The following is a 19,164-nucleotide window of genomic DNA, read 5'->3' as shown; positions in this document are numbered from 1 at the left end:
GCTTGCATCGCTCGGATGCCTCCGAAGTCGGAGAGAACCGCGCCTGAGGGCCTTCGAGAGGGCGATCGGCCAGCAAACGACCCGGACCCGCAATGTCTTTGGCCGACTATTTTCCGGCGCGCTCCCCAAGGGAGCGCTTTCCATCGCGAAGCAAAATAGCCGGCCTTCACCCTCCTCCGCTGACACTCCGGCCCTTCGCTTCGCTGCGGGTGCAGGTCCGTCCCGTCCGCCGGCTTCCGTCGCCATGAAGGCCGCGAGGGTCGCGGTCCAACCGGCGGAGCATCCAATGAGCGAGCATGACGACTACGAACCACAGCACTCGTCTTCACCCATCGACCACGTCCTCACCGAACTCCAGCTCTATGGCTACCGACCCTTCGCGGATGAGCCTGATCCTCGACCGCTTCCAGAGGGCCACTGCGTCGCCGGCGCGATCGCCGACATCTTCGACGCTCTCATCGTGGCACTGCAAGACACTCGCCTCGAGCCCGATCTCGACGATCTTCTGTGGTCGACCGTCAACATCTTTCACCGCGCCGCAGATCGGATCGAGCGCGAACTCGATCACAACGAGCAGGCGCAACGCCGCAGCCAGCGTGAGCAGGACGGCAGCGAAGTGAAATCCGTCGAGCTGGAACGCCTGACGGCCGAAGGGCAGACGCTGATCGAACGCCAAAGCGCCTTCGAACTGATGCGTGATCAGGCCGCGGATCACTACGAGCGCCACACCGGATCGAGTTGGCGACCGCGCAGCGGATCGATGGTCAACCACCGCAACATGACCTCTGCGCTGATCGACAGCCGCGACTTTCTCAGCGCCAAGAAACGCGCCTCGCAGGAAGTCCTTCTGCCACCTGGCCCGAAAATCGCCTTCACCGCTGGGCTCGACTTCAATGACCACCAGCTGATCTGGGCCAAGCTCGACCAGGTCCACGCCAGGCATCCCGACATGGTCTTGATGCATGGGAAATCGCCGAAGGGTGGCGAAAAGATCGCCTCCTGTTGGGCAGACCACCGCAAGGTACCCCAAATCGGCTTTGCCCCTGATTGGACAAAGCATGCCAAAGCCGCCCCGTTCAAGCGCAATGACGCAATGCTGGAGGTACTGCCGATAGGCGTCATCGTCTTTCCCGGGACCGGAATTCAGGACAATCTTGCAGACAAGGCAAAGAAGCTCGGCATCCCAGTCCTCGACTTCCGCCCCAAGGGAGGCGGCGCGTAAGCGCTGCCCGCCCCTACCCTTTTTTCGATTGTACGATACGGCCGCGATCGGGCAGCGCGTACTGTATTTGCAGCTCGCTGGAGTGCTTGGCCCGGGATGCCGGATCTCAGGCTCCCAGCGCCGCCCGTCTTTTTGCGATACTCAAGTCCGCGCCCTAGCAAAGGCGCGCGACGCCGTCACGCTTGCCGTCAACGTTTCAGCTGCGTCGCAGCTGGCATCACAGCTGCGAATAACGACGCCTGTTTAACCGAACAGGGCCTGGATCTGGGCGAACTCACCGAACAACCGGCGTGGGCAGGATGCTTTTTTCGGCCGTCGCATTGTTAGCGTCGTCGCTGACTCGGCATCGCGCGACGCACAGTTCGAATCCACCACGGCGTGCCGTCTCGTTCCAAAGATAGCGCATATCCGGTGGTGCACGTCAGCCGTGACTTGAACCATCACGTGCGTGTCTTATGCGCGTTGCTGACACAGCTTGCGACTTCGCGATGCCTGTACAGAGGAGCATCGACGCCGGTGATCGTCGTAGCCGGGATTTCGCCAGCGACGGTATCGCCAGGTTCTCCGTTGATGTCTCTATCTGGTGGGCCGCTCCAAACGGCCTCTTTAATGGGCTGATCTGGCCGAAGGTCGGCTGCGCCTCGATCGCCTAAGCCGCAATGGCGCCGATCGACTTTCTTCCCCTGCCGGCTGCGCCGTCATTCCTCGCCAAACAACAAAGTCGCTTGGCTGCCATCCTCCGCTGGCGCTGCGGTCGCAAGCGATGCGGCGTCGATCGCCTCCGGCCCGCCGATCGCCATCGAGGCCGCAATGGTGCGGGCTCGAAACAGAGTTCAAGGAGAAAACTCATGGCGATAATCGGAATCTTCAAGAGGACCGGCAACAACGAGTTCACCGGCGAAATCGTCACTCTCTCGCTCCAGACCAAGAACGTCCGCGTCGTGCCCGAGACCAACCGCTCTGGCGACAGCGCCCCCAGCCACCGTGTCTTCGTCGGGCGGGTCGAGATCGGCGCCGCATGGTCCAAGCGCTCCAATGACGGCCGCGACTATCTCGGCGTGAAGCTGGACGATCCGAGCTTCACTGCTCCGATCTACGCCAACCTCTTCAACGATGAGGAAGGCGAAGGCTACAGCCTCATCTGGTCGCGCCCCAACGGCCGCCGCAACGCGGAGTAAGGCCCCGACCAAGGCTCCGCCCGGACGAACAGGGCGGGGCCGTCTTTTCACGACAAGATGAGCGCAGTCGCTGCGCAACGAGCTCCGTCGGACTTTGGGGCGACTACCTGTCGTGTTCGCGACTGGAGACTTCATTCCTGCATGTCGCCTCGCCGATAATCGAAAATTCGCGGTGTTTCCCGCGTCAACTCACGGTGCCGATTTTCTGATCAACTCGCATGGGTCCACATTCAGCGCAGTTGCGATCCTCCCAAGAACACTGATGCTGGCCGAGACCCGAGCGCGCTCGATCGATCCGACGTAACGCATGCTCAGTCCAGAGCGGGCGGCCAGTTCCTCCTGCGTCACGTTCTGGTCATGGCGCAGACGACGCATGTTGGCCGCCATGATCTCCTTGAGATTCATGACGGATTAGGGACCAGAAAGGGAACTATCGTTCTAGGAATGATCGTTCCTATTCGCTATGATTGGTGCTCGATCTAAAGGACGGCTCCTTCGAGATCGCGATCGAAATATGAACGGTCAAATACAATGCTTAAACCGCTGCTCGATCCTGATGTCGCCGACATTGCGCCGGATGCCCCGGTCCTGACCGGCTATGACGAGGAGCGTCTGCTCACCTACATTCGCCTGCTTGACGCGGCAGCGGAAGATGCCGATTGGCGAGAGGTGGCCAGGATCGTCTTGCATATAGACCCGGAGCAGGAGCCGGAACGAGCGTTCCGGTCCTGGGAGACCCATCTTGCCCGCGCGCGATGGATGACGACCAGCGGCTACCGATATCTTCTCGCTGGCGGCGCTCCGCACTGACGCGGCCGGCGCTCCATTTTGCTGAATCGGCATAGTGGTTTGCCGACTCTCAAACTATCCAACTTCCTTATCCCCCTGAATGTTGACGCCGACGCCTCACATCCGGGTACGCGGAGAGGACAGGAACAGTGCAAGGCGATTGGACCGATCCGGCGGCGTATTCACACATGTGCAGCTACCAGGCTACGGAGTTCGCTGCCGAGTATCTGATCCGGAATGACGAATTCGTGGCAGAGTGCAGCCAGCTTGCATCGCAATTCGCTGGTTCTGGAGAACCTGCCGGTCAGCCCGATCTCGCCGCCCGTTGGGGCGCGCGATTTCAAAACTGCCGGTGCCGGACTTCCGAAAGCTGACAATATCATCTGGACAGAACAGGCCTCGCCGCGCGTGCTCAGGGTCATGCGGGTATCTGCATCCCATCAGACAGTTCGACCTTCCAGCCTTGGCGGAGCCAGCGTTTGGCCGCAGGACGAAGGCCTTCACATTATTTGGTCTACCTTAATTGGGAAAAGTCGTCTCGTCGCTGACGACCGCGCCGGTGAATTCAACGCTATCCTTCTGCCGCTCGATGCTGCATTCGAGACGCGGCTCGATGCAGCGCGCCGGTTCTGGCGCGCACTGAACGGCCGGGCAGGCAGTCCATCTTACGGCGCGCTGCCGCAACAGACCAAGACCAGGCATATCCTCAATTTACGCGCACATGATGGTCACCGCACGGGTGCAACCTATCGTCAGCTCGCGGAGGTGCTGTTTTCGCAGGAGCCGATTGTGCCGCGAGATTGGCGTGATCATCATCTCCGCCACAAGGTCCGAGCTATCTTACGCCGTGCAGCTTTTTTAGTCGCCGGCGGCTATCGCGATCTTCTCTTCTACCCCCACAACCGCAGCGAAAAGTCCGGCCGCCGAAGTCCTTCTTCGGGGTAGCAAAAACGCGCCCCCCAATCTTTGCCCTCCCTCGCCTTTCCTCATTTCGATCATGGTCCACTTCGCGCGTCCCGGCAGGCCAGGACGACAGCAGAACCGAATGGAGATCGAGCGATGTCGAAGGGTCCCGCGGACGCGCCCCAAAAGTATTTGCGCACGAAGGAGGCAGCACCCATCGTCGGGCTCTGCGCCCGCACACTCGAAAAGCACCGGACCTACGGCACCGGCCCAAAATACCGAAAGGTCGGCGGGCGCGTTCTCTACGACATCAACGACCTGCACGCCTGGATAGAGTTGGGCGCACGCACTTCCACCAGCGATGCCAACGCGACCTATGTTCCGCCGGCAAAACCCCATGCAGCCCGCGCGCCCGCCTATGTCGGCAGGCGCGACCGCAGCTCCTGATCTGTGGCGCACCGAAAATGCAGTATCGCGAGACCGTTCAGCAGCAATTTGCGCTGCCTCATGTCCCCTCATCCGACTTCCCTCCACGCAGCACGCGGGACGTCGTGGCGTGGCAGCTCGTCTTATTGGTGAAATCCCGCCGCCTGACACCGATCCACTCTCCTACGGGCGGAGAATCGACCTGCGTTGAGGCGGCAGGTGTGCACGGCATGGCAACGATTTGGAACGCTGCCATCCTGGTCTGGGCTGTGTCGCAAAACATCCACGCGCAAGCCAGGAGATTGCAACCGCGCTGCCTGGTAGCGGCGAAACAGCAGCAAACCCTGACCTTCATGTCGCCGCGTCAACGACGGCACGTCCACAGCCGGATAGCCGCACGCGAGCAGCCGAGTCCATACACGGGCAAGCGTCTTAAAGCTTGCCTGCTGCGCCCCGGGATCGAGTCATGAGCAAGCGCACAAAGATCATCGCCACCATGGTTGGCGGCGCAGTGCTCGCCGCGGCGCCGGCATGGATTAGCCATCCGCCGATATCCATCTGGAACGCATCGGCGAGCATCCCCGTCGGGCTCTATCGCGTCCAGCCGGCCGACAAAATCGGTATTGCCAATATCGCCGTCATCATGCCGCCCGAGCCATTGGCGGCCTTCATGGCAAGACGCGGGTATCTGCCGAAAAATGTGCCGCTCCTGAAGCGTATTTTGGCACTCGGGGGCGCAACCGTCTGTCGCCAAGGCACAGCCATCATCGTCAACGGCAAGACGTATGGACATGCGCGCGAGCGTGACAGTCGCGGTCAACCCCTGCCCATCTGGCAGGGCTGCCGCGACATTGCCGAGGCCGACGTCTTCCTTATGAACCCGGGTGCAGCCGACAGTTTTGACAGCCGCTATTTCGGCCCGCTCCCGCTCTCATCGATCGTTGGCCGTGCGGTTCCCGTCTGGACCACGGAGCGCACCACTCCGGTGCTGGATATCACCAACGATCCCCTCGCTAGCGAGCCGTGACGGCTCGGCTCGACGCGCACTAACACTCAGAAAGGAGCACTGCAATGACCCAGATCGGAACCTTCACGCGCAATGATGACGGCTTCTTCGGCAATCTCTCCACGCTAACAATCGAGGCGAAGATTGCCATCCTGCCTGCCGAGAAATCCAAAACCGAAAACGCGCCCGACCATCTGATCTATTGCGAAGGGATGGCGGTCGGTGCGGCTTGGGACCGCGCCGGAGACAAGGCTGGGGATTACCTCTCCGTCTCAATTGACGACCCGTCCTTTACGCAGCCGATCCGCGCCAAGCTGTTCCGGTCCGATGCAGAGAACAGCGTCTGGAGCCTGCACTGGAACCGATCATCGAAGCGCGACGGGCGAGGCTGAACAGATGCTTCTGGAGCCCTTTGACGAATCTTTCTCGCCAACCCTTTTGATCCATTGCGCGCCGGTCAAACCCTTCGACCCGACCGCCCGCGAGGCAGCCCAGAGGGGGCCGGACACTTGCTTGTGGCCGCGGACGCCGATTTCATCACAGTTTTGGCAAAGCCGGTTCGATCGGCGAGCCCCTGCCCTTAACGGAAGCGAACACCGTCGCAGGCTGGCAGCGCATCGGTTCTGCGGTCTGCGGGATGCAGCCCACAGAGGCATGACGACGTTTGCCGCATGTGTCATGCTCGGCTTCGTGGCGCCCGAAACTGGTGCAGCGGCTTCCTCTGCTGGTGAACGGCCGGCGCACTCCGAGTCGACGATCTTGTCGGCTGGCCCGTGGTCGCGGCATATCCGGGAAGCGTCAAAACGCTTCGCCATTCCAGAGCGGTTGCTGCGCGGCGTCATGCATGTTGAGAGCGTCGGCGATGTTCGTGCGCTTTCAAGCAAGGGCGCAATGGGCTTGATGCAGATCATGCCGGCGACCTGGGAAGAACTGCGCATCAAATACCGTCTCGGTGACGATCCCTATCAACCGCGTGACAACATTCTTGCAGGTGCAGCATATCTTCGCGAAATGCTCGACAGCTTCGGGCGCAGCGGCTTTCTTGCCGCTTACAATGCCGGTCCTGGTCGGTACACGGAACATCTCATAACCGGCCGTCCGCTGCCACGCGAGACGGTCGACTACGTCAGGAAACTCGCGCCGCTGCTCGATGGTGCAGTTCTCAGTCCGCGGCGCGCGCGGCAGGGAAGGGGCAGAGCCAGCTCGCTCCGTGCAACGATCTTTGCGCATCCCCATGACATTCGGAACGCCACTGCATCGGATGGCTATGGTTATGGCGAGACGATCTTTGCGGCGATTCATTCGTCCGCAATGCGGTCGCCAATGGGCAATCCTGTTGCGGACCTGACCGCGATCGAGCCACGGCCGGGTGAAACCGATTTCCAATCGAACCACGCTGTTTCCGGCCTATTCGCTCAGCCCTCTTTAGCCATATCGCGATGATCGCCACGTTCCTCCTCAATTGCATTCCGGCCTGTTCCGTCGCGGAAATTGCGGCGGAAGGGTTGGCTGTGGATGAGAACAGAGAGATTGGCAGGATAAAGGGCCGCGAGGTCCGGCTCGGTTCGGCCGATTGTTTTCCTTACGATTTTCGTCTCATTTCGCAATGTGCTGGCACAATCAGCGATGTGCGCTATTCCCAATTTTTCAGTCTTTCAATGGAAACCGCACCTCGTGGCCGTCTAGCATGAAGCGTGACGATAGCTTTCGCGTCCGCCCCGGTCGCATCCGCTCCCGCGCCGGCCAGCGCGCACGACCCTTCATCTTCCAGGCTCTTGCGGCCACACAGCGCGCCGGCGGGCACCTTACACGCGAGGGTCGGATCACCTCCCCGCGAGCTTCAACGTTTGGCCGCGGCAGGTCAGCGAGCATCCGCGCCAGTCGCCTCATCTCTGACAGCTCACGCGGCGCCGTCGTCAAGACCCGTGTGGTACGGCAGTTCAGAGGGTCTGCGCCACTCGCCACCCATCTCAAATATCTTCGCCGCGAAGGTGTTACACGTGATGGTGAGAAGGCGAGGATGTTCGGTCCCGACACCAAAGATGCAGATCATGACGCCTTCTGCGACCGCTGCAAGGATGATCGGCATCACTTCCGTTTCATCGTTTCGCCGGAGGATGCAATGGAGCTCGGCGACCTCAAGAACTTCGCTTGTGACCTGATGGTCGACATGGAGCGCGATCTCGGCACGAGGCTCGACTGGATAGCCGTCGATCACTGGAACACCGAACATCCGCACGTTCACATCCTCGTTCGCGGCGTTGCCGACGATGGCGAGAGCCTTGTCATCTCGCGCGACTACATCCGCCAGGGCATGCGCGATCGGGCGAGCGACATTCTCACCCAGACGCTTGGGCTCCGCACGGACCTCGACATCCGCCAGGCCATCGAGCACCAGGTCGACACTGAGCGCTGGACGCAGCTCGATCGCCAGCTTGTTCGTGACGCCGACCGTCATGGTATCATTGATCTCGCGCCACACCCTGATCGCCGGCCCGACGAGTTCCTGGGGCTCAAAGTCGGCCGGCTGCGGCAACTGGAAAGCCTGGGCCTCGCGAACGAGATCGGTCCCGGCCAGTGGATGGTGGTCGAAGAGGCCGAGGCCACTTTGCGCGCCCTCGGTGAACGCGGCGACACCATCAAGCGCATGCACCGCAGCCTCACTGTGCATGGGCTAGAAAAAGGGACGGCCGACTATGTGCTGGCCGCCGAAAAGATTGATGCGCCCGTGATCGGCCGACTGCTCGAACGCGGCCTTGATGACGAACGGCGCGGCGCGGCCTATGCCATCGTCGATGGCATTGATGGACGCACGCACCACATTCGCTTCCATGACCCTGATGCGGCCGGAGACTCCGACCCGGGCTCGGTCGTGGAGTTGTGCCGCGATGCGAGTGCAAATGGCGGTGGCCGGGTCACGCTCGCGGTCCGCTCCGACCTCTCAATCGAACAGCAGGTCCATGCTTCCGGCGCGACTTGGCTCGATCGCCAACTCGTTGCACGCGAGCCTGCCGAATTCGGTGACGGCGGCTTTGGCAGGGACGTAAGACAGGCACTGCAAGATCGGGTCGACCACCTTGTCAGCCGCGATCTGGCCAGGCGCGAGGGACAGCGCGTCATTCTTGTGCGCAATCTGATCGATACTCTACACGATCATGAGGTGGAATCGCTCGGTGCCCGCCTCGCCGCCGAGACGGGCCTCTCATTCACGAAGGCTGCCAACGGCGATCATGTGGCTGGGATTTACCGGCGGCGTTTCTCGCTGGCTTCAGGCCGGCTCGCGATGATCGACAATGGGCTCGAATTCAAGCTCGTGCCCTGGTCGCCGTCGCTCGAAAAGCGATTGGGTAATCAAGTCATCGGGGTCGTGTGCTCGGATACGGGGGGCGTGGATTGGAACCTGGGAAAGAAGCGCGGCATCGGGCTATGAAGGTTACAGGCGTATGCTCTATCCTGATGCTGGGAAGTCAGCACGGTCGCACATTCTATTTGTACCCGCACAGTGAAGCGCCGATTGCCTCGCAAAATAGGGACTTTGCGCATCCTCGATTCAGTCTGGCGCCCGCGATCGCGGCACTGGCGCTGTTTGCCTTCGTCTATCATTGGAACAGCTATCTGTGGCCGCTGACAGTTTTGCAGGGGCAATGCAGAGGATTATCCGATCGTCATTAGCCTCAGCCGCCTGCTCAGCTACAACAGAGGCGCCCTCAATACAGGACTGGTCATGGCCGGCGCCACGCTCGCCGTGCTGCCGCCATTGATGCTCTTCGCCTTCCTGCAGCGCTTCTTCGTGGATTCGATCGTCGGCTCGGCGGTCAAGGGATAATGGACCAGCGCGACGCTCTGTGCTAAGGTGTACACAGATCAACACAAGACACCGCTATGGCCGCTAGCACCACTATGACAATTCGCGTCAGTCCCGATGTAAAGGAAAAGCTCGACCGGATCGCAACCGACACCCGGCGTAGCAAGTCGTTCCTCGCAGGTGAAGCCGTCGCAGCGTATGTCGATCGCGAGCTTGAAATCATTGAAGGTATCAAGCGCGGCCTTGCTGATGTCGAAGCTGGGCGCATCGTGTCTCATGATAAGGCCATGGCAGAAATTTATGCCGCGATTGATGCCGGCATGGGCCGCAAGGTGTGACGCGAGCCGTTCAGTGGTCTCGCGGTGCGCTGGACGACATCAAGGAACAGATCGCCTATATCTCGCAGGATAATCCGCGCGCTGCGCGCCTGGTCGCAGACCGGATTCTGGACGCAGGGGCCGCGCTTGGGGAAATGGCAACCGGGCGACCCGGCCGTCTATCCGGCACCTATGAAAAGCCTTTGAGTCGCCTGCCCTACATCATCGCTTATGCCGTGACCGCCAAGGGCGGCCGGGAAAGCATTTCAATTTTGCGGGTGATCCACGCAGCGCGCGATTGGCAGGACGAGGAATGGCCGAGCTGAGCGAAATCTCGCGACGAAGGGGCTTTAATCGCGAGCGGATTTGCTGCCAACAATTTTGACAGCAAGCTGCCGGTATTGCTCCCGAGTTTAACCGGAGACCTGGGTGGGAGCATATACGTCGAGCACGTTCTGAGTTTCGTCCGTTCGCAATGAGTTATGGCTACTAACGATCTGGCAAAACCACGATTCAGTCCGCGGTCAGCACGACCTTGACACTCTGTGAACGGTCGGCGGCAAGTCGGAAGGCATCGGGGGCGCAAGAAAGCGTGCGCTCCGCTGTCATCAGCTTCAGGACGTCCACCTCCCCCGACACGATGAGATCGACCGCCCGGCCGAACTCCGTGCCGAAGCGGAATGTGCCTTTGAGGTCGATCTCCTTGGCCATCACTGCATTGGCAGGCAGCGGGATCTGGCCACCGGGAAGATTGCCGACCTGGACCACCGTGCCGCCGCGCCGGACACTGGCGATCGCCGCGGCAAGGCCGGCCGCGCTGCCAGAAATCTCGAACGCCACATCAAGCGAACCGCCGGCAGCAAGCCCCTGGAGCTCGGCGTCGCCGCCGGAAAGGTCGATCGTCCTGTCGGCGCCCAAACTGCGGGCGAAGGCGAGCGGCGCGGCGGCGATGTCGGCGACGGTCAGTTCAGCGCAGCGGGCAAGCCTGGCCGCGAGCATGGTCAAGAGACCGATGGGGCCGGCACCGAACAGGATGACGTTGCGGCCCCTGATGTCGCCCGCCCGCGCGATGGCGTGCAGGCTGACCGCCAGCGGCTCGACAAGTGCGGCCGCCTGGTAGGCCACATCAAATGGAACCTTGAAACATTGCGCGGGCGTGGCGTCGAACAGACTGGCGAAGCCGCCGGCCGTGGCGGCGCCGATACGATGGTCGGCTATGGCGGCAACGACACTACTATGTCGACAACGCTGGCGACAGGGTGTGTCTCGGGTCGCTCAAGGGTCCGTTCCGGACATATCGGCAGGAGGCTGCACCGCTCTAACGGCCGAGGCCCAATCAATCCGAACGACCGAGTTCGATCTCGATACGTCGTCGATGAAATGCCGCCTAAAGACCGACGCTAGCCAGAGCCGAACCTATCAATTCAACGCTTCTCGGGTTGGGAAATGGCCCGAAATTGTTTCTGATTTTCTGGCTGGCGATATCAGGGTCCTTCGTCCGAAGCTGGCCGAACAGTTCGCGGGCCTCGTCCTTGAGGCCGAGATGCGCCAACGCAGCCCCATAATAGCGGAGTGTCGGGGGATACGAAATCTCGCGCCCCCCCGGTTCAAGCGCGAGAGCGCGACGCCCCTCGCGGGCGGCCGCTTCGAAATCACCCGACATCGCCTCAATCATGCACAGTGACGTCGCGAAGCAATATCGAAACGTCAAGTTCTTTCCAAGTATCTCTGCCTTCTTAGCCGCTGCCCTAGCCTCTGAATAACGTCCAGTATAGAAGTTTAGCATAGAGAATGCGTCGTAGTACATGACATTTTGTGTACCCGTCTGCCTTGCTTTTTCCAAATATTCTCCGGCAGTAGTGAAATCTTGAAGGAGGAACGCGTGTACGTGGGCGCATAGAGACAGGGCTGCGCCATTAAATGGATCAAGGTCCATAGCCACGCGCATGTCGTCCTTGCACTCTTCGATCGTAAGGCGATAGTCGTAGGCATGCGAACGGTCGTAAAGAAATACAGCCTGATACGCGCGCCAAGCATGAAAGATGCCCTGGCGGCTGAGTCCATTTGCTTCGGTCAGCGTCGCACGGCTGGTTCTGACGTCGGACGGGCTAAGGCTGAACATCTGCGCTGTAGCAGTCAGAAGCCGTTTTCGGCTGAGATGGGAATCGTCCAGCGCATCGAGCGAGAGAATGTTCCGGTGCAGGAGACGGTCAACACAGTTGGTTGCGAAGGCCTGAAGATCCCGCTCCAGTGCCAGCGTCTTTCCGCCAAGCTTTACCACCGTACTCATGCTGACCATAACGTCCCGGTTGGTCGAACCGACGCACATAATGGCAACCGCCAGAGTATCGTAGGCGCTCTCCGTCTTGATCAGCAGATCCAAGTCCTGCGCGTCGGCAGCACTTCGCGGCCCGTTGCGAGCGGGATCCGGGACGGAAACCCGAAAGCAGCCCGTTTCCTCAAGGCCGGAGATGACGGCCTGCCGAAAGAGTTCAGGCAAAATCATGGCGCCGACCGCACCATTGTGCCAAGCATCCAAGCCGATGCTCACGACCAGACGCCTGTCGGGCTGCGCGCCACTGCGTCGAGTGTCGTCGGCCCCCGGACTGGTCACTCTCGGCGCCGCCGTTTGCCGCTGGCTTCGCCTCTCGCGCAGCCATTCCTCGAACCCTTCCTCTCCAGCAATGTCGAGGCCTTCAAGAAGCGTTCCGTTCGTCTGAGCGCTTTCACCCTCGCCCAATGCGTCGACGTCACACCGGTCGAGCCGAAGGCAGACGGTTTCGCGATCGATATGAAGCAGATCGGCCAAGTCCCCCGCGAGCAGCGCGCGCAACGATGACAGCTCGCGTCGAAGGCTGTTTTGAGACTCCGTCTTCTCGCATCGCCCCCATAGCATGTCCTGCAGCGAGGCTCGGGAACGCTCCCCGTTCCGGGAAAACGCAAGAATCGCAAGCAAGGCACGTGCCTTCTTGCTCGGCACGGCAATCTGACGGCCGTGCATATCCTCAAGTCGAAAGATGCCCCGCAGCGTAAGCCGCGCGATGAGTTGCATGGCCATTTCCAGCCTACCCTCGAAACCCCGGCCATCTCTATAGCATAGACCGCAAAAGAATACACAATCTCACTCGATCGCGCGTTCAGTGATGGTCTTTTCACGCATTTTTCACGCAACAACGACGGAAATTCGGACGGTTTTGGAACGCGGGCATGGTCATTTCCCGCGTCGGCAGCGCACTGAAATCAAACCTTGCTTGCGCTGCCAAGATGGAGGCTAAAAAATGTTAGATCAATTTGATCCGATCTTGTTCTGGAGCAGGGCTTCACTCGAAGCGCAACGCCAGGACTATACGTTCGGCGATGGAACGGGCATCGACGAAGCCGGAAAAGGCCGAACAAAGCTTGAACCGAAAGTGGGCGGGCCGACGCGTGCGTCCCGCGCGCTGGCAATCGTGCATATCGCCATGTACGACGCCCTGCTGATGGCCGATCCGGCTTCATTCCACAACAACCATCATCGGTTTGCTCGGCTGGCCGCATATCAGCCCATGCTCCCTGCCGCGCCTGCCGTGATCAGCCGTGAAGCCGCTGTCGCCGGAGCGGCGTCGGTCACGATCCGGCTGTTGTTCGAAGACGCCTTCGTTGAGCAGCTCGTTACGGAATACCGACTGCATCTGTATGAAAAGGGCCAGTCGGCGCAGGCGATCGAAAACGGGCTCGAGTATGGCGCTGCCATCGGCCGGATGCTCGCGGACGCTCGGTCCGCCGACGGTTCGGGAACACGGGATAGGCAATACCGCGCCTTCGGCCTACCAGGAACCTTCAGCCTTGACCCCTATTCGCCCCTGGGCGCCGCCGTGCTGGGTGCGACATGGGGTTTCGACGTTAGGCCCTTCGTCACCTACCCTGCCGGCGCGATAGAGTTTGTCGGGCCAAGCGAGGCCCTTGGAGAGCGGCCGCCGCAGCCGGGCCAGACAGAGCCCCTGGGGTCGTTTCTCGAAGCAATGAACTGGCCGGCGGATCGCGACCTGGTCGCCGGCAAAGGCGCTGCTCCAGGGACCGACCGGTTGACACGAACAGCCGAGGAAACGCTCATCGGAACCTTCTGGGCCTATGACGGGGTTCGCGGGATCGGCTTGCCGCCGCGCCTCTACAATCAATGTCTTCACGCGATCGCGGAGCAGGCGAACTTCTCGACGGAGGCGTTGGCCGTTCTGCTGGCCATCTGCAACCTGGGAATGGCCGATGCCGGCATTGCCGCGTGGCGCGAAAAATTCACCTATCATGTCGCACGGCCGGCAACCTTGCTTCGCACCAACGAGGCCGGATTCAGGGAGGGTACCGCGTCCGTGCCGACCTTCGATCAGGCCAGGCTCTCAATGCCCGCCGGAGAGGCCGGCAAACCGGACTATACCTCCATCAAGGCATGGCTCGAATTGCCACCCGACACACCTTCGCTGGTCGAATCGGATGCGCATTGGGCCCCCCTCGGGGCACCACAGACGAATTCCGTCCCGCGTGGCGGCGATGGTCCGAAGTCACGAACGCCGCAGTTTCCGGCCTATCCATCGGGGCATGCGACCTTCGGTTCAACCTGCTTCGGGCTCGCAAGCGAGCTGCTTGAAGCTCTGGGCGGCGGCAAAGATCTCGTCTTTGCCTTCGTATCCGATGAGTATGATGGCCGCGCCATCGACCCGGACGGTTCCGTGCGTCCCCACCATGTCCGCCAGATGACGCTTGCCCAGGCAATCCATGAGAATGCCGTCAGCCGTCTGTATCTCGGTGTGCATTGGCAGATGGACGCTGTCGAAGGTGTGCGTCTTGGCCGCAACCTGATCGACGTCATGAAGTCCAACCCCGTTGGGCCTCTGCACGCGATCATCCCCGACGATCCTTTCGAGCCTGAACTCGCCGCCAAAGCAAAGGAGATGATGTGATTAACAACTTTCGCACGCGTATGGCGAACCAACTTAGTCATAGCCGCTGTGAAGATCCGGCTCGGCCGATCGCGCCGGCCTCGTCAGAGACGTTAATCGTCGAGCTCAAGGACGACACGCTCTCGATCAGCGACACGCATCTGTTCGACTTCCCGAACAGCAAGCATGGGCTATTTGCCGCCAATAACCGCATTCACGCACGCAAGGTCAAACAGGACGGCGACAACACCGTGTTCGAAATGCTGGAAAAAATCGATCAGCCGGACGCCAAGCCGTTTCTAGTCCTTGCAGGCCGGCCGCATGACTGCCGCCTAAGCATCGGGGCCGACGGGATTCGCCGATTGCGAGCCTACGGCACCGATGACGGAAACGGACGCCTGAACTGCGGCGGGTGGATATTCGACGCCCTGCAGTCGTCTTCCGCCTGACATTCCCCAAATCAATGGACGCCATCGGTTGCGGTGGCGTCCACACCCGAAACGTGATCACTCTGTGGGAGAAATAACATGGACAATTATCCGGTATGGGGACTTTTGATCGCTTTCAACGGAGCGACTATATTTCTTCTGCGCTCGGTATTCACAAGCATTGACTACAAATCGATTATGTTGGAGAAGAATATCCAGGACGACAATGGCGTAGCTCCTGTCGAGAGCTACAGTCGTGTAGCCGGCATGCTTGGGGCATCTTTGATGGTTACGCTATTCTGGGGCGCGAGCAACGTCGTCCTCTACTTTGCGATCGTGCGGCCCGATCAGGTTTCTGGAATCGTCACCAGTGTCGGGAATTTTCTTTTCTACGGCGCATCGCTCTTTCTTCCATACGCGGCCAACCAACTGAAGGCGATGTTCCAGAAGCCGGCATGACGACCGCTTGCAGAAATTATAACACGGGGCAGCCTTTTCGAAGAAGGCTGCCGGGCAAATGGGGGACAAAGAGATGGGACTTCAACCTGTTGACCAACTGGATTTTAGGATAAGTTCGAATATCGTCCTGACAAGACGCGGCGAAATCGGCTTTCTTCAAACAGACAACGCTCTCTTCACGGAATTTTTTAAAGATCTGCCCAATGCGAACAAGTTTGCTGCGGCCTTTGCGGGATCCCTATCGCGTTCCCGCAGCAGCTTCGAAGTCCTTTCGCGCTCACGGTCCCGCTCGCGGTCAAGATCGCGATCGCGATCACGTTCAAGATCAACTGCGCAGGTGGAGCGCGGCGGCGGCGCAGTCGGCGAGGTTCTCGCGTCCTGGGACGTCGTGAGGCGGCTTTACGCTGCGGGGATGTTGGACGGGACTTACCCTTTCGAGGCCCTGCAGATAAAACCGCCGCCGGGTCCGTCGGAAGCTGCCGCCGAAATTGCAGCGCTTCACGTTCACCAACTGAGCCTTGTCAACGATCGCGCCAGGCAGGAAGAGATCCTGTCGCAGGCCGACACATCCAATCTGTCGGACATCTTTGCCCCTCTCGGCATCGAAAGCGGCGGCTTCGACAGTACTGAGAGGATGATCGAACTGATCCTGCAGGTCGCCGAGCGCGTTGGCTACTTTTACAAGGCCGTCTTCAATCGCCAGCGACCGAACCAGGTGGACTCCCGGTTGAGGCCATTCATCCCCGTTCCGCCTCATGCGGCATTTCCAAGCAACCATTCGTTTCAAATGTTCTGCATCGCCGAGGTTCTCACGCGCCTGATACCGGAACATCCCGGCACAACCGAACTGTTCTTCGTTGCCGAGCGCGTCGCCGAAAACCGTGAGCACGCGGGGCTACATTACCGTTCGGATACGGAGGCCGGCCAGGCTCTGGCCAGGCAGTTCGCACCGTTTTTCATCAATTTGTGCAGCCGCGAGATGCGTCAAGCTCTCCTGGAATGGCACTGAGGGAGGGGAGCTATGGAACCGGACACTGCACCAGGACAGGAGCGGACCGAGTCCCCTCTTTTCTATCTCTGGCATCTTGCCAGCATCGGCTTGCTCGACGCGCAAAGACCAGGCGTTGTGCCGCCAATCTGGTCAAAGGGCCTGCCTGAGAGCCGGGTCGCCATTATCGACAGTGGCTGCACATCGAGGCATCCAAATCTGCCAGCTGGCTGCATCGAAGCCCGGCTGGACGTGGCGGTGTCGACCGATGGAGTAGTCTATCGCGAGGAGGACCGGCGCGCCGCCCGGGATGGCTGGCAGAACCTTGAAGCGACGATGGCTCCGATATTGAAAACGATCGCCGACGACGCCATTCGCGATGATATTGCCCGGCGCATCAAGGTGATGTCCGAAGGGGAGCCCCGGCTTGTCAACGCTGCCGATCCGGCAGAGCGTTTTGCCGGACACGGCACCTCTTGCGCCGGTCTTATAGCAGGCCGGACACTGAAGGAGCCGCCGGCGGGGTCGGTGCCTGCGCTCGATGGCGCCGTTTTGCCGTACTTTGGCGTGAATCCGTTTGCGACAATTATTCCGGTCGCCACCCCCTACAGCCATGAAATCGCTCCACTTGTCACCGCGCTTCTGCACGCAGTCGCCTGTCGCGCCGATGTCATTCTGCTGCCGCGATCGGTGAACGATCTCGGCAGGTTGGCCAGAGGGAAGAACGCGTCTGGGACGGGTGTTCGCATGACGCGGTTCGACGACGACGAGGCGTTGGCCACCGACAAGAAGATCTTTGAGCATCTCCTGGCAGCGATCGCAGCGGATCGTCCGGTCATTCTCGCGGCCGGGAATGACGGAATGGCCGAACCGGCCTATCCCGCGGCATTGGCGACTGCGACGGACGCACCCTTCGGAGCGACATCTCTGATCGTTGTTGGCGCGGGCAATCAGCTGGGGTGGCGTTCCGCCTACTCGAGCGGCACCTACGCTTCAGGCGTCACGATCTACGGCCCGAGTGACGACGAGGCTATGATCACCGACCAGGTCGTACGAATTGACCTCGCCGCTGAGATGGGCAGCGCAATTGCCAGGTCGGTTGGGCCAGCACGTGCGAAGGCCGGAGCCGAATATTCACCCTTCAGTGTTCTGGCGATTGACGTACCTTCCCGCCTGGCCGGCGATGCGGACGTCATCGACGAAACAACACCCCTGCCGACCGGGCTTCTCTATACCCGCTTCGGCGGAACCTCGGCCGCATCGGCGCTGATTGCAGGTCTGGCTTCGTTGATTCAAGCGAAGGCACTTGCCGACAGCAGCAAACGACACTCCGGCAGCCAATTGCGCGAGCTGCTGCTGAGCAAACGTCCAGCTGAACTGGTGCTTACCTCATCAGGCTCGTCGCGCTCGAAACTTAATAAGGGAGACCAGCCACCCCCTTACGTCCAGATCAGCGACGTCGTGCCAAACAAACCATGAAGGCACGACTGTAAGTCGCGATTATTTGGAGGCAAGCATGGAAGACGGCACAGAGAAGGCAACGGCAACGGCCGACCCGAGATCTGTATTCCCCGGCTCTGGGAGGCAATGTCCGAAATGTGACGAGCCGATCTCCTTAAAAGCCATTCGATGCCCTCACTGCCTGGCAGATCTCGGTAGAGGGGCAACCAGATGGCAAAAGGTGACACTTGGTGCAAAACTCGTACGCGACTGGATCGGGTTTCCTGCGGCAGTGGCTGCACTATTAACTGCATTCTTCACCCCGACGGTCGCTGCCATGCTGAGTTGGTTCGACCAAGACAGAGCCTATGTGACGGCCGAGCTATTTAATCCCGACATTGTCAATGTAGGTTTAGACGATCGCGGAGTGAGCGACCAAACGGACAGGGTGACGCAATACATCTCTTTGATCCGCGTCGGCGGAAAGAATACCGGCTATTCTACCGCCTCGATCAGATCGAATTTTCGCTGCGCATTGCAGACCTCCGACGGAGCCGGCATGGATTATTATTTCGACTTCTATGACATTCAATCCCAGAGGAAGTTTTTTCCAACCTTGGACGCCGGACAGTCGATCATCACTTTCGGAAAGCTTACTGGTTCTCAAGAACACGATTCAGCTACGGGTATGAATACCTGTGAATTTTCTTATGTTGACCGGTACGGCCCGCGGCCCCCTTACATCGTGTCACTTTCCGACCGCGCAAGGTCAGAGATTGCAGGGCTCGCAATCGGAGATGAGCAAGCGGAACTACAGTCGCAATTCTGTGCTGGAATGGTGACGCAGATGCGGCTGAGCGACAAAACCATAGCCGACTGTGTAAACGACACACATGCAATCGCGATTGAGCCGATATATTTGTGGAAAAGCGCGGTCGCACGCGCAATGCAATTCTCAACGGCGTTCGGCACGATGACCGGCCAGCAGTCGAAACGTGCCGCGGGCGCTATCCTCGTCTGTAACGACAGCCCAGACAACTGCAAGCAGACAGATGCGAACATGTTGTCCGAAATGGACACGGCACTTAGTCGCTTCCAGCCGCCCATAACAACTTGGTTCTGCAGTTCAAAGCCAGGACTATCTTTGGCGGACTGCACACGGCGTGATTTCCCTCTTCCCTGAGCAGGCGTTCCATCTGAGCGACCCGTTCCACGAAACGTCAGCACAGAACAAGTGATTGAGTTTGACTGCCAACGTTCTCGCGCGGCTCAATGCGTTTGGGGCGTTTC

The 19,164-nt window shown here is 60.2% G+C and carries 22 protein-coding genes and 1 pseudogene; 20 read left to right on the top strand and 3 right to left on the bottom strand.

Translation table 11 applies throughout. From position 1 onward, the window contains the following. Nucleotides 1-286: 286 nt before the first annotated feature. Both NKJ91_RS12965 and NKJ91_RS12960 read left to right on the top strand, forming a co-directional pair. A complete protein-coding gene (locus NKJ91_RS12965) occupies nt 287-1,222 on the top strand; it encodes an SLOG family protein (RefSeq protein ID WP_352452161.1) in 936 nt (311 codons plus the stop codon). 848 nt (nt 1,223-2,070) lie between these two features. Further along, entirely contained in the window at nt 2,071-2,400 is a 330-nt protein-coding gene (locus NKJ91_RS12960; RefSeq protein WP_352455854.1) for a DUF736 domain-containing protein, read from the top strand. A gap of 189 nt (nt 2,401-2,589) precedes the next feature. Here the strand turns inward: NKJ91_RS12960 and NKJ91_RS12955 are convergent, their stop codons facing one another. Beyond that, complete coding sequence (locus tag NKJ91_RS12955) at nt 2,590-2,805, bottom strand: helix-turn-helix domain-containing protein (RefSeq protein WP_023674290.1); 216 nt, start codon at nt 2,803-2,805, stop codon at nt 2,590-2,592. Between the two features lie 126 nt (nt 2,806-2,931). Here NKJ91_RS12955 and NKJ91_RS12950 point away from each other — a divergent pair, with 126 nt between their 5' ends. From NKJ91_RS12950 to NKJ91_RS12895, 12 genes are all read left to right on the top strand, one after another. Beyond that, nucleotides 2,932-3,210, top strand: a complete 279-nt coding sequence (locus NKJ91_RS12950) for a DNA -binding domain-containing protein (RefSeq protein ID WP_023674289.1) — start codon at nt 2,932-2,934, stop codon at nt 3,208-3,210. 167 nt (nt 3,211-3,377) lie between these two features. Continuing rightward, nucleotides 3,378-3,563, top strand: coding sequence for a transcriptional regulator domain-containing protein (locus NKJ91_RS12945; protein WP_352455880.1), 186 nt, complete (start codon nt 3,378-3,380; stop codon nt 3,561-3,563). Between the two features lie 46 nt (nt 3,564-3,609). Next, complete coding sequence (locus tag NKJ91_RS12940; RefSeq protein ID WP_352455879.1) at nt 3,610-4,134, top strand: DUF2285 domain-containing protein; 525 nt, start codon at nt 3,610-3,612, stop codon at nt 4,132-4,134. A gap of 114 nt (nt 4,135-4,248) precedes the next feature. Then, entirely contained in the window at nt 4,249-4,539 is a 291-nt protein-coding gene (locus NKJ91_RS12935) for a helix-turn-helix transcriptional regulator (RefSeq protein ID WP_023674287.1), read from the top strand. A 17-nt stretch (nt 4,540-4,556) separates the two neighbouring features. Beyond that, on the top strand, nt 4,557-4,988 hold the full coding sequence (locus NKJ91_RS12930) for a replication initiator protein A (protein ID WP_352455853.1): 432 nt from the start codon (nt 4,557-4,559) through the stop codon (nt 4,986-4,988). Further along, nucleotides 4,985-5,545, top strand: a complete 561-nt coding sequence (locus NKJ91_RS12925) for a S26 family signal peptidase (protein WP_352455852.1) — start codon at nt 4,985-4,987, stop codon at nt 5,543-5,545. The genes NKJ91_RS12930 and NKJ91_RS12925 overlap by 4 nt, the downstream gene beginning before the upstream one ends. 44 nt (nt 5,546-5,589) lie before the next feature. Continuing rightward, a complete protein-coding gene (locus tag NKJ91_RS12920) occupies nt 5,590-5,916 on the top strand; it encodes a DUF736 domain-containing protein (protein ID WP_023674284.1) in 327 nt (108 codons plus the stop codon). Between the two features lie 286 nt (nt 5,917-6,202). Then, nucleotides 6,203-6,967: a lytic transglycosylase domain-containing protein gene (locus tag NKJ91_RS12915; protein WP_352455851.1), complete on the top strand. Its 765-nt coding sequence runs from the start codon at nt 6,203-6,205 to the stop codon at nt 6,965-6,967. Then, nucleotides 6,964-7,215, top strand: a complete 252-nt coding sequence (locus tag NKJ91_RS12910) for a hypothetical protein (protein ID WP_156937256.1) — start codon at nt 6,964-6,966, stop codon at nt 7,213-7,215. The genes NKJ91_RS12915 and NKJ91_RS12910 overlap by 4 nt, the downstream gene beginning before the upstream one ends. After that, nucleotides 7,212-8,954 (top strand): relaxase/mobilization nuclease domain-containing protein, encoded by a 1,743-nt coding sequence (locus NKJ91_RS12905; protein WP_031211113.1) that lies wholly within the window; start codon nt 7,212-7,214, stop codon nt 8,952-8,954. The genes NKJ91_RS12910 and NKJ91_RS12905 overlap by 4 nt, the downstream gene beginning before the upstream one ends. 452 nt (nt 8,955-9,406) lie before the next feature. Beyond that, nucleotides 9,407-9,667, top strand: coding sequence for a CopG family ribbon-helix-helix protein (locus tag NKJ91_RS12900; RefSeq protein WP_031211112.1), 261 nt, complete (start codon nt 9,407-9,409; stop codon nt 9,665-9,667). After that, complete coding sequence (locus NKJ91_RS12895; protein ID WP_352455850.1) at nt 9,664-9,972, top strand: type II toxin-antitoxin system RelE/ParE family toxin; 309 nt, start codon at nt 9,664-9,666, stop codon at nt 9,970-9,972. Before NKJ91_RS12900 ends, NKJ91_RS12895 begins: the two co-directional genes overlap by 4 nt. A gap of 187 nt (nt 9,973-10,159) precedes the next feature. Here the strand turns inward: NKJ91_RS12895 and NKJ91_RS12890 are convergent. Next, nucleotides 10,160-10,831, bottom strand: a pseudogene (locus tag NKJ91_RS12890) (zinc-binding dehydrogenase); the annotation flags it as partial. A 202-nt stretch (nt 10,832-11,033) separates the two neighbouring features. Continuing rightward, complete coding sequence (locus NKJ91_RS12885; RefSeq protein ID WP_352455849.1) at nt 11,034-12,698, bottom strand: AfsR/SARP family transcriptional regulator; 1,665 nt, start codon at nt 12,696-12,698, stop codon at nt 11,034-11,036. 226 nt (nt 12,699-12,924) lie between these two features. On the opposite strand from NKJ91_RS12885, the gene NKJ91_RS12880 reads away from it, so the two are divergent. From NKJ91_RS12880 to NKJ91_RS12855, 6 genes are all read left to right on the top strand, one after another. Further along, entirely contained in the window at nt 12,925-14,580 is a 1,656-nt protein-coding gene (locus NKJ91_RS12880; RefSeq protein WP_352455848.1) for a vanadium-dependent haloperoxidase, read from the top strand. Further along, nucleotides 14,577-15,008, top strand: coding sequence for a hypothetical protein (locus tag NKJ91_RS12875; protein WP_352455847.1), 432 nt, complete (start codon nt 14,577-14,579; stop codon nt 15,006-15,008). Before NKJ91_RS12880 ends, NKJ91_RS12875 begins: the two co-directional genes overlap by 4 nt. 78 nt (nt 15,009-15,086) lie before the next feature. Further along, complete coding sequence (locus NKJ91_RS12870) at nt 15,087-15,446, top strand: hypothetical protein (protein WP_031213365.1); 360 nt, start codon at nt 15,087-15,089, stop codon at nt 15,444-15,446. 73 nt (nt 15,447-15,519) lie between these two features. Further along, nucleotides 15,520-16,455, top strand: coding sequence for a phosphatase PAP2 family protein (locus NKJ91_RS12865; RefSeq protein ID WP_198023675.1), 936 nt, complete (start codon nt 15,520-15,522; stop codon nt 16,453-16,455). Nucleotides 16,456-16,467: 12 nt separating this feature from the next. Then, complete coding sequence (locus tag NKJ91_RS12860) at nt 16,468-17,913, top strand: S8 family serine peptidase (protein WP_352455846.1); 1,446 nt, start codon at nt 16,468-16,470, stop codon at nt 17,911-17,913. 37 nt (nt 17,914-17,950) lie between these two features. Continuing rightward, nucleotides 17,951-19,057, top strand: coding sequence for a hypothetical protein (locus NKJ91_RS12855; RefSeq protein ID WP_156937508.1), 1,107 nt, complete (start codon nt 17,951-17,953; stop codon nt 19,055-19,057). Nucleotides 19,058-19,164 lie beyond the last annotated feature (107 nt).

Origin of the sequence: Mesorhizobium sp. M0040 (assembly GCF_040323505.1) — a bacterium.
Classification (GTDB): Bacteria; Pseudomonadota; Alphaproteobacteria; order Rhizobiales; family Rhizobiaceae; genus Mesorhizobium.
This window is presented reverse-complemented; position numbering and strand designations above follow the sequence as displayed.

What these genes read in the sequence shown, in the direction of transcription:
- NKJ91_RS12915 (WP_352455851.1), top strand. Translation starts at nt 6,203, where the DNA reads ATGCTCGGCTTCGTGGCGCCCGAAACTGGTGCAGCGGCTTCCTCTGCT.
- NKJ91_RS12870 (WP_031213365.1), top strand. Translation starts at nt 15,087, where the DNA reads ATGGACAATTATCCGGTATGGGGACTTTTGATCGCTTTCAACGGAGCG.
- NKJ91_RS12920 (WP_023674284.1), top strand. Translation starts at nt 5,590, where the DNA reads ATGACCCAGATCGGAACCTTCACGCGCAATGATGACGGCTTCTTCGGC.
- NKJ91_RS12960 (WP_352455854.1), top strand. Translation starts at nt 2,071, where the DNA reads ATGGCGATAATCGGAATCTTCAAGAGGACCGGCAACAACGAGTTCACC.
- NKJ91_RS12860 (WP_352455846.1), top strand. Translation starts at nt 16,468, where the DNA reads ATGGAACCGGACACTGCACCAGGACAGGAGCGGACCGAGTCCCCTCTT.
- NKJ91_RS12965 (WP_352452161.1), top strand. Translation starts at nt 287, where the DNA reads ATGAGCGAGCATGACGACTACGAACCACAGCACTCGTCTTCACCCATC.
- NKJ91_RS12865 (WP_198023675.1), top strand. Translation starts at nt 15,520, where the DNA reads ATGGGACTTCAACCTGTTGACCAACTGGATTTTAGGATAAGTTCGAAT.
- NKJ91_RS12880 (WP_352455848.1), top strand. Translation starts at nt 12,925, where the DNA reads ATGTTAGATCAATTTGATCCGATCTTGTTCTGGAGCAGGGCTTCACTC.
- NKJ91_RS12885 (WP_352455849.1), bottom strand. Translation starts at nt 12,698, where the DNA reads ATGCAACTCATCGCGCGGCTTACGCTGCGGGGCATCTTTCGACTTGAG.
- NKJ91_RS12945 (WP_352455880.1), top strand. Translation starts at nt 3,378, where the DNA reads ATGTGCAGCTACCAGGCTACGGAGTTCGCTGCCGAGTATCTGATCCGG.
- NKJ91_RS12955 (WP_023674290.1), bottom strand. Translation starts at nt 2,805, where the DNA reads ATGAATCTCAAGGAGATCATGGCGGCCAACATGCGTCGTCTGCGCCAT.
- NKJ91_RS12925 (WP_352455852.1), top strand. Translation starts at nt 4,985, where the DNA reads ATGAGCAAGCGCACAAAGATCATCGCCACCATGGTTGGCGGCGCAGTG.
- NKJ91_RS12940 (WP_352455879.1), top strand. Translation starts at nt 3,610, where the DNA reads ATGCGGGTATCTGCATCCCATCAGACAGTTCGACCTTCCAGCCTTGGC.
- NKJ91_RS12950 (WP_023674289.1), top strand. Translation starts at nt 2,932, where the DNA reads ATGCTTAAACCGCTGCTCGATCCTGATGTCGCCGACATTGCGCCGGAT.
- NKJ91_RS12855 (WP_156937508.1), top strand. Translation starts at nt 17,951, where the DNA reads ATGGAAGACGGCACAGAGAAGGCAACGGCAACGGCCGACCCGAGATCT.
- NKJ91_RS12930 (WP_352455853.1), top strand. Translation starts at nt 4,557, where the DNA reads ATGCAGTATCGCGAGACCGTTCAGCAGCAATTTGCGCTGCCTCATGTC.
- NKJ91_RS12905 (WP_031211113.1), top strand. Translation starts at nt 7,212, where the DNA reads ATGAAGCGTGACGATAGCTTTCGCGTCCGCCCCGGTCGCATCCGCTCC.
- NKJ91_RS12910 (WP_156937256.1), top strand. Translation starts at nt 6,964, where the DNA reads ATGATCGCCACGTTCCTCCTCAATTGCATTCCGGCCTGTTCCGTCGCG.
- NKJ91_RS12900 (WP_031211112.1), top strand. Translation starts at nt 9,407, where the DNA reads ATGGCCGCTAGCACCACTATGACAATTCGCGTCAGTCCCGATGTAAAG.
- NKJ91_RS12935 (WP_023674287.1), top strand. Translation starts at nt 4,249, where the DNA reads ATGTCGAAGGGTCCCGCGGACGCGCCCCAAAAGTATTTGCGCACGAAG.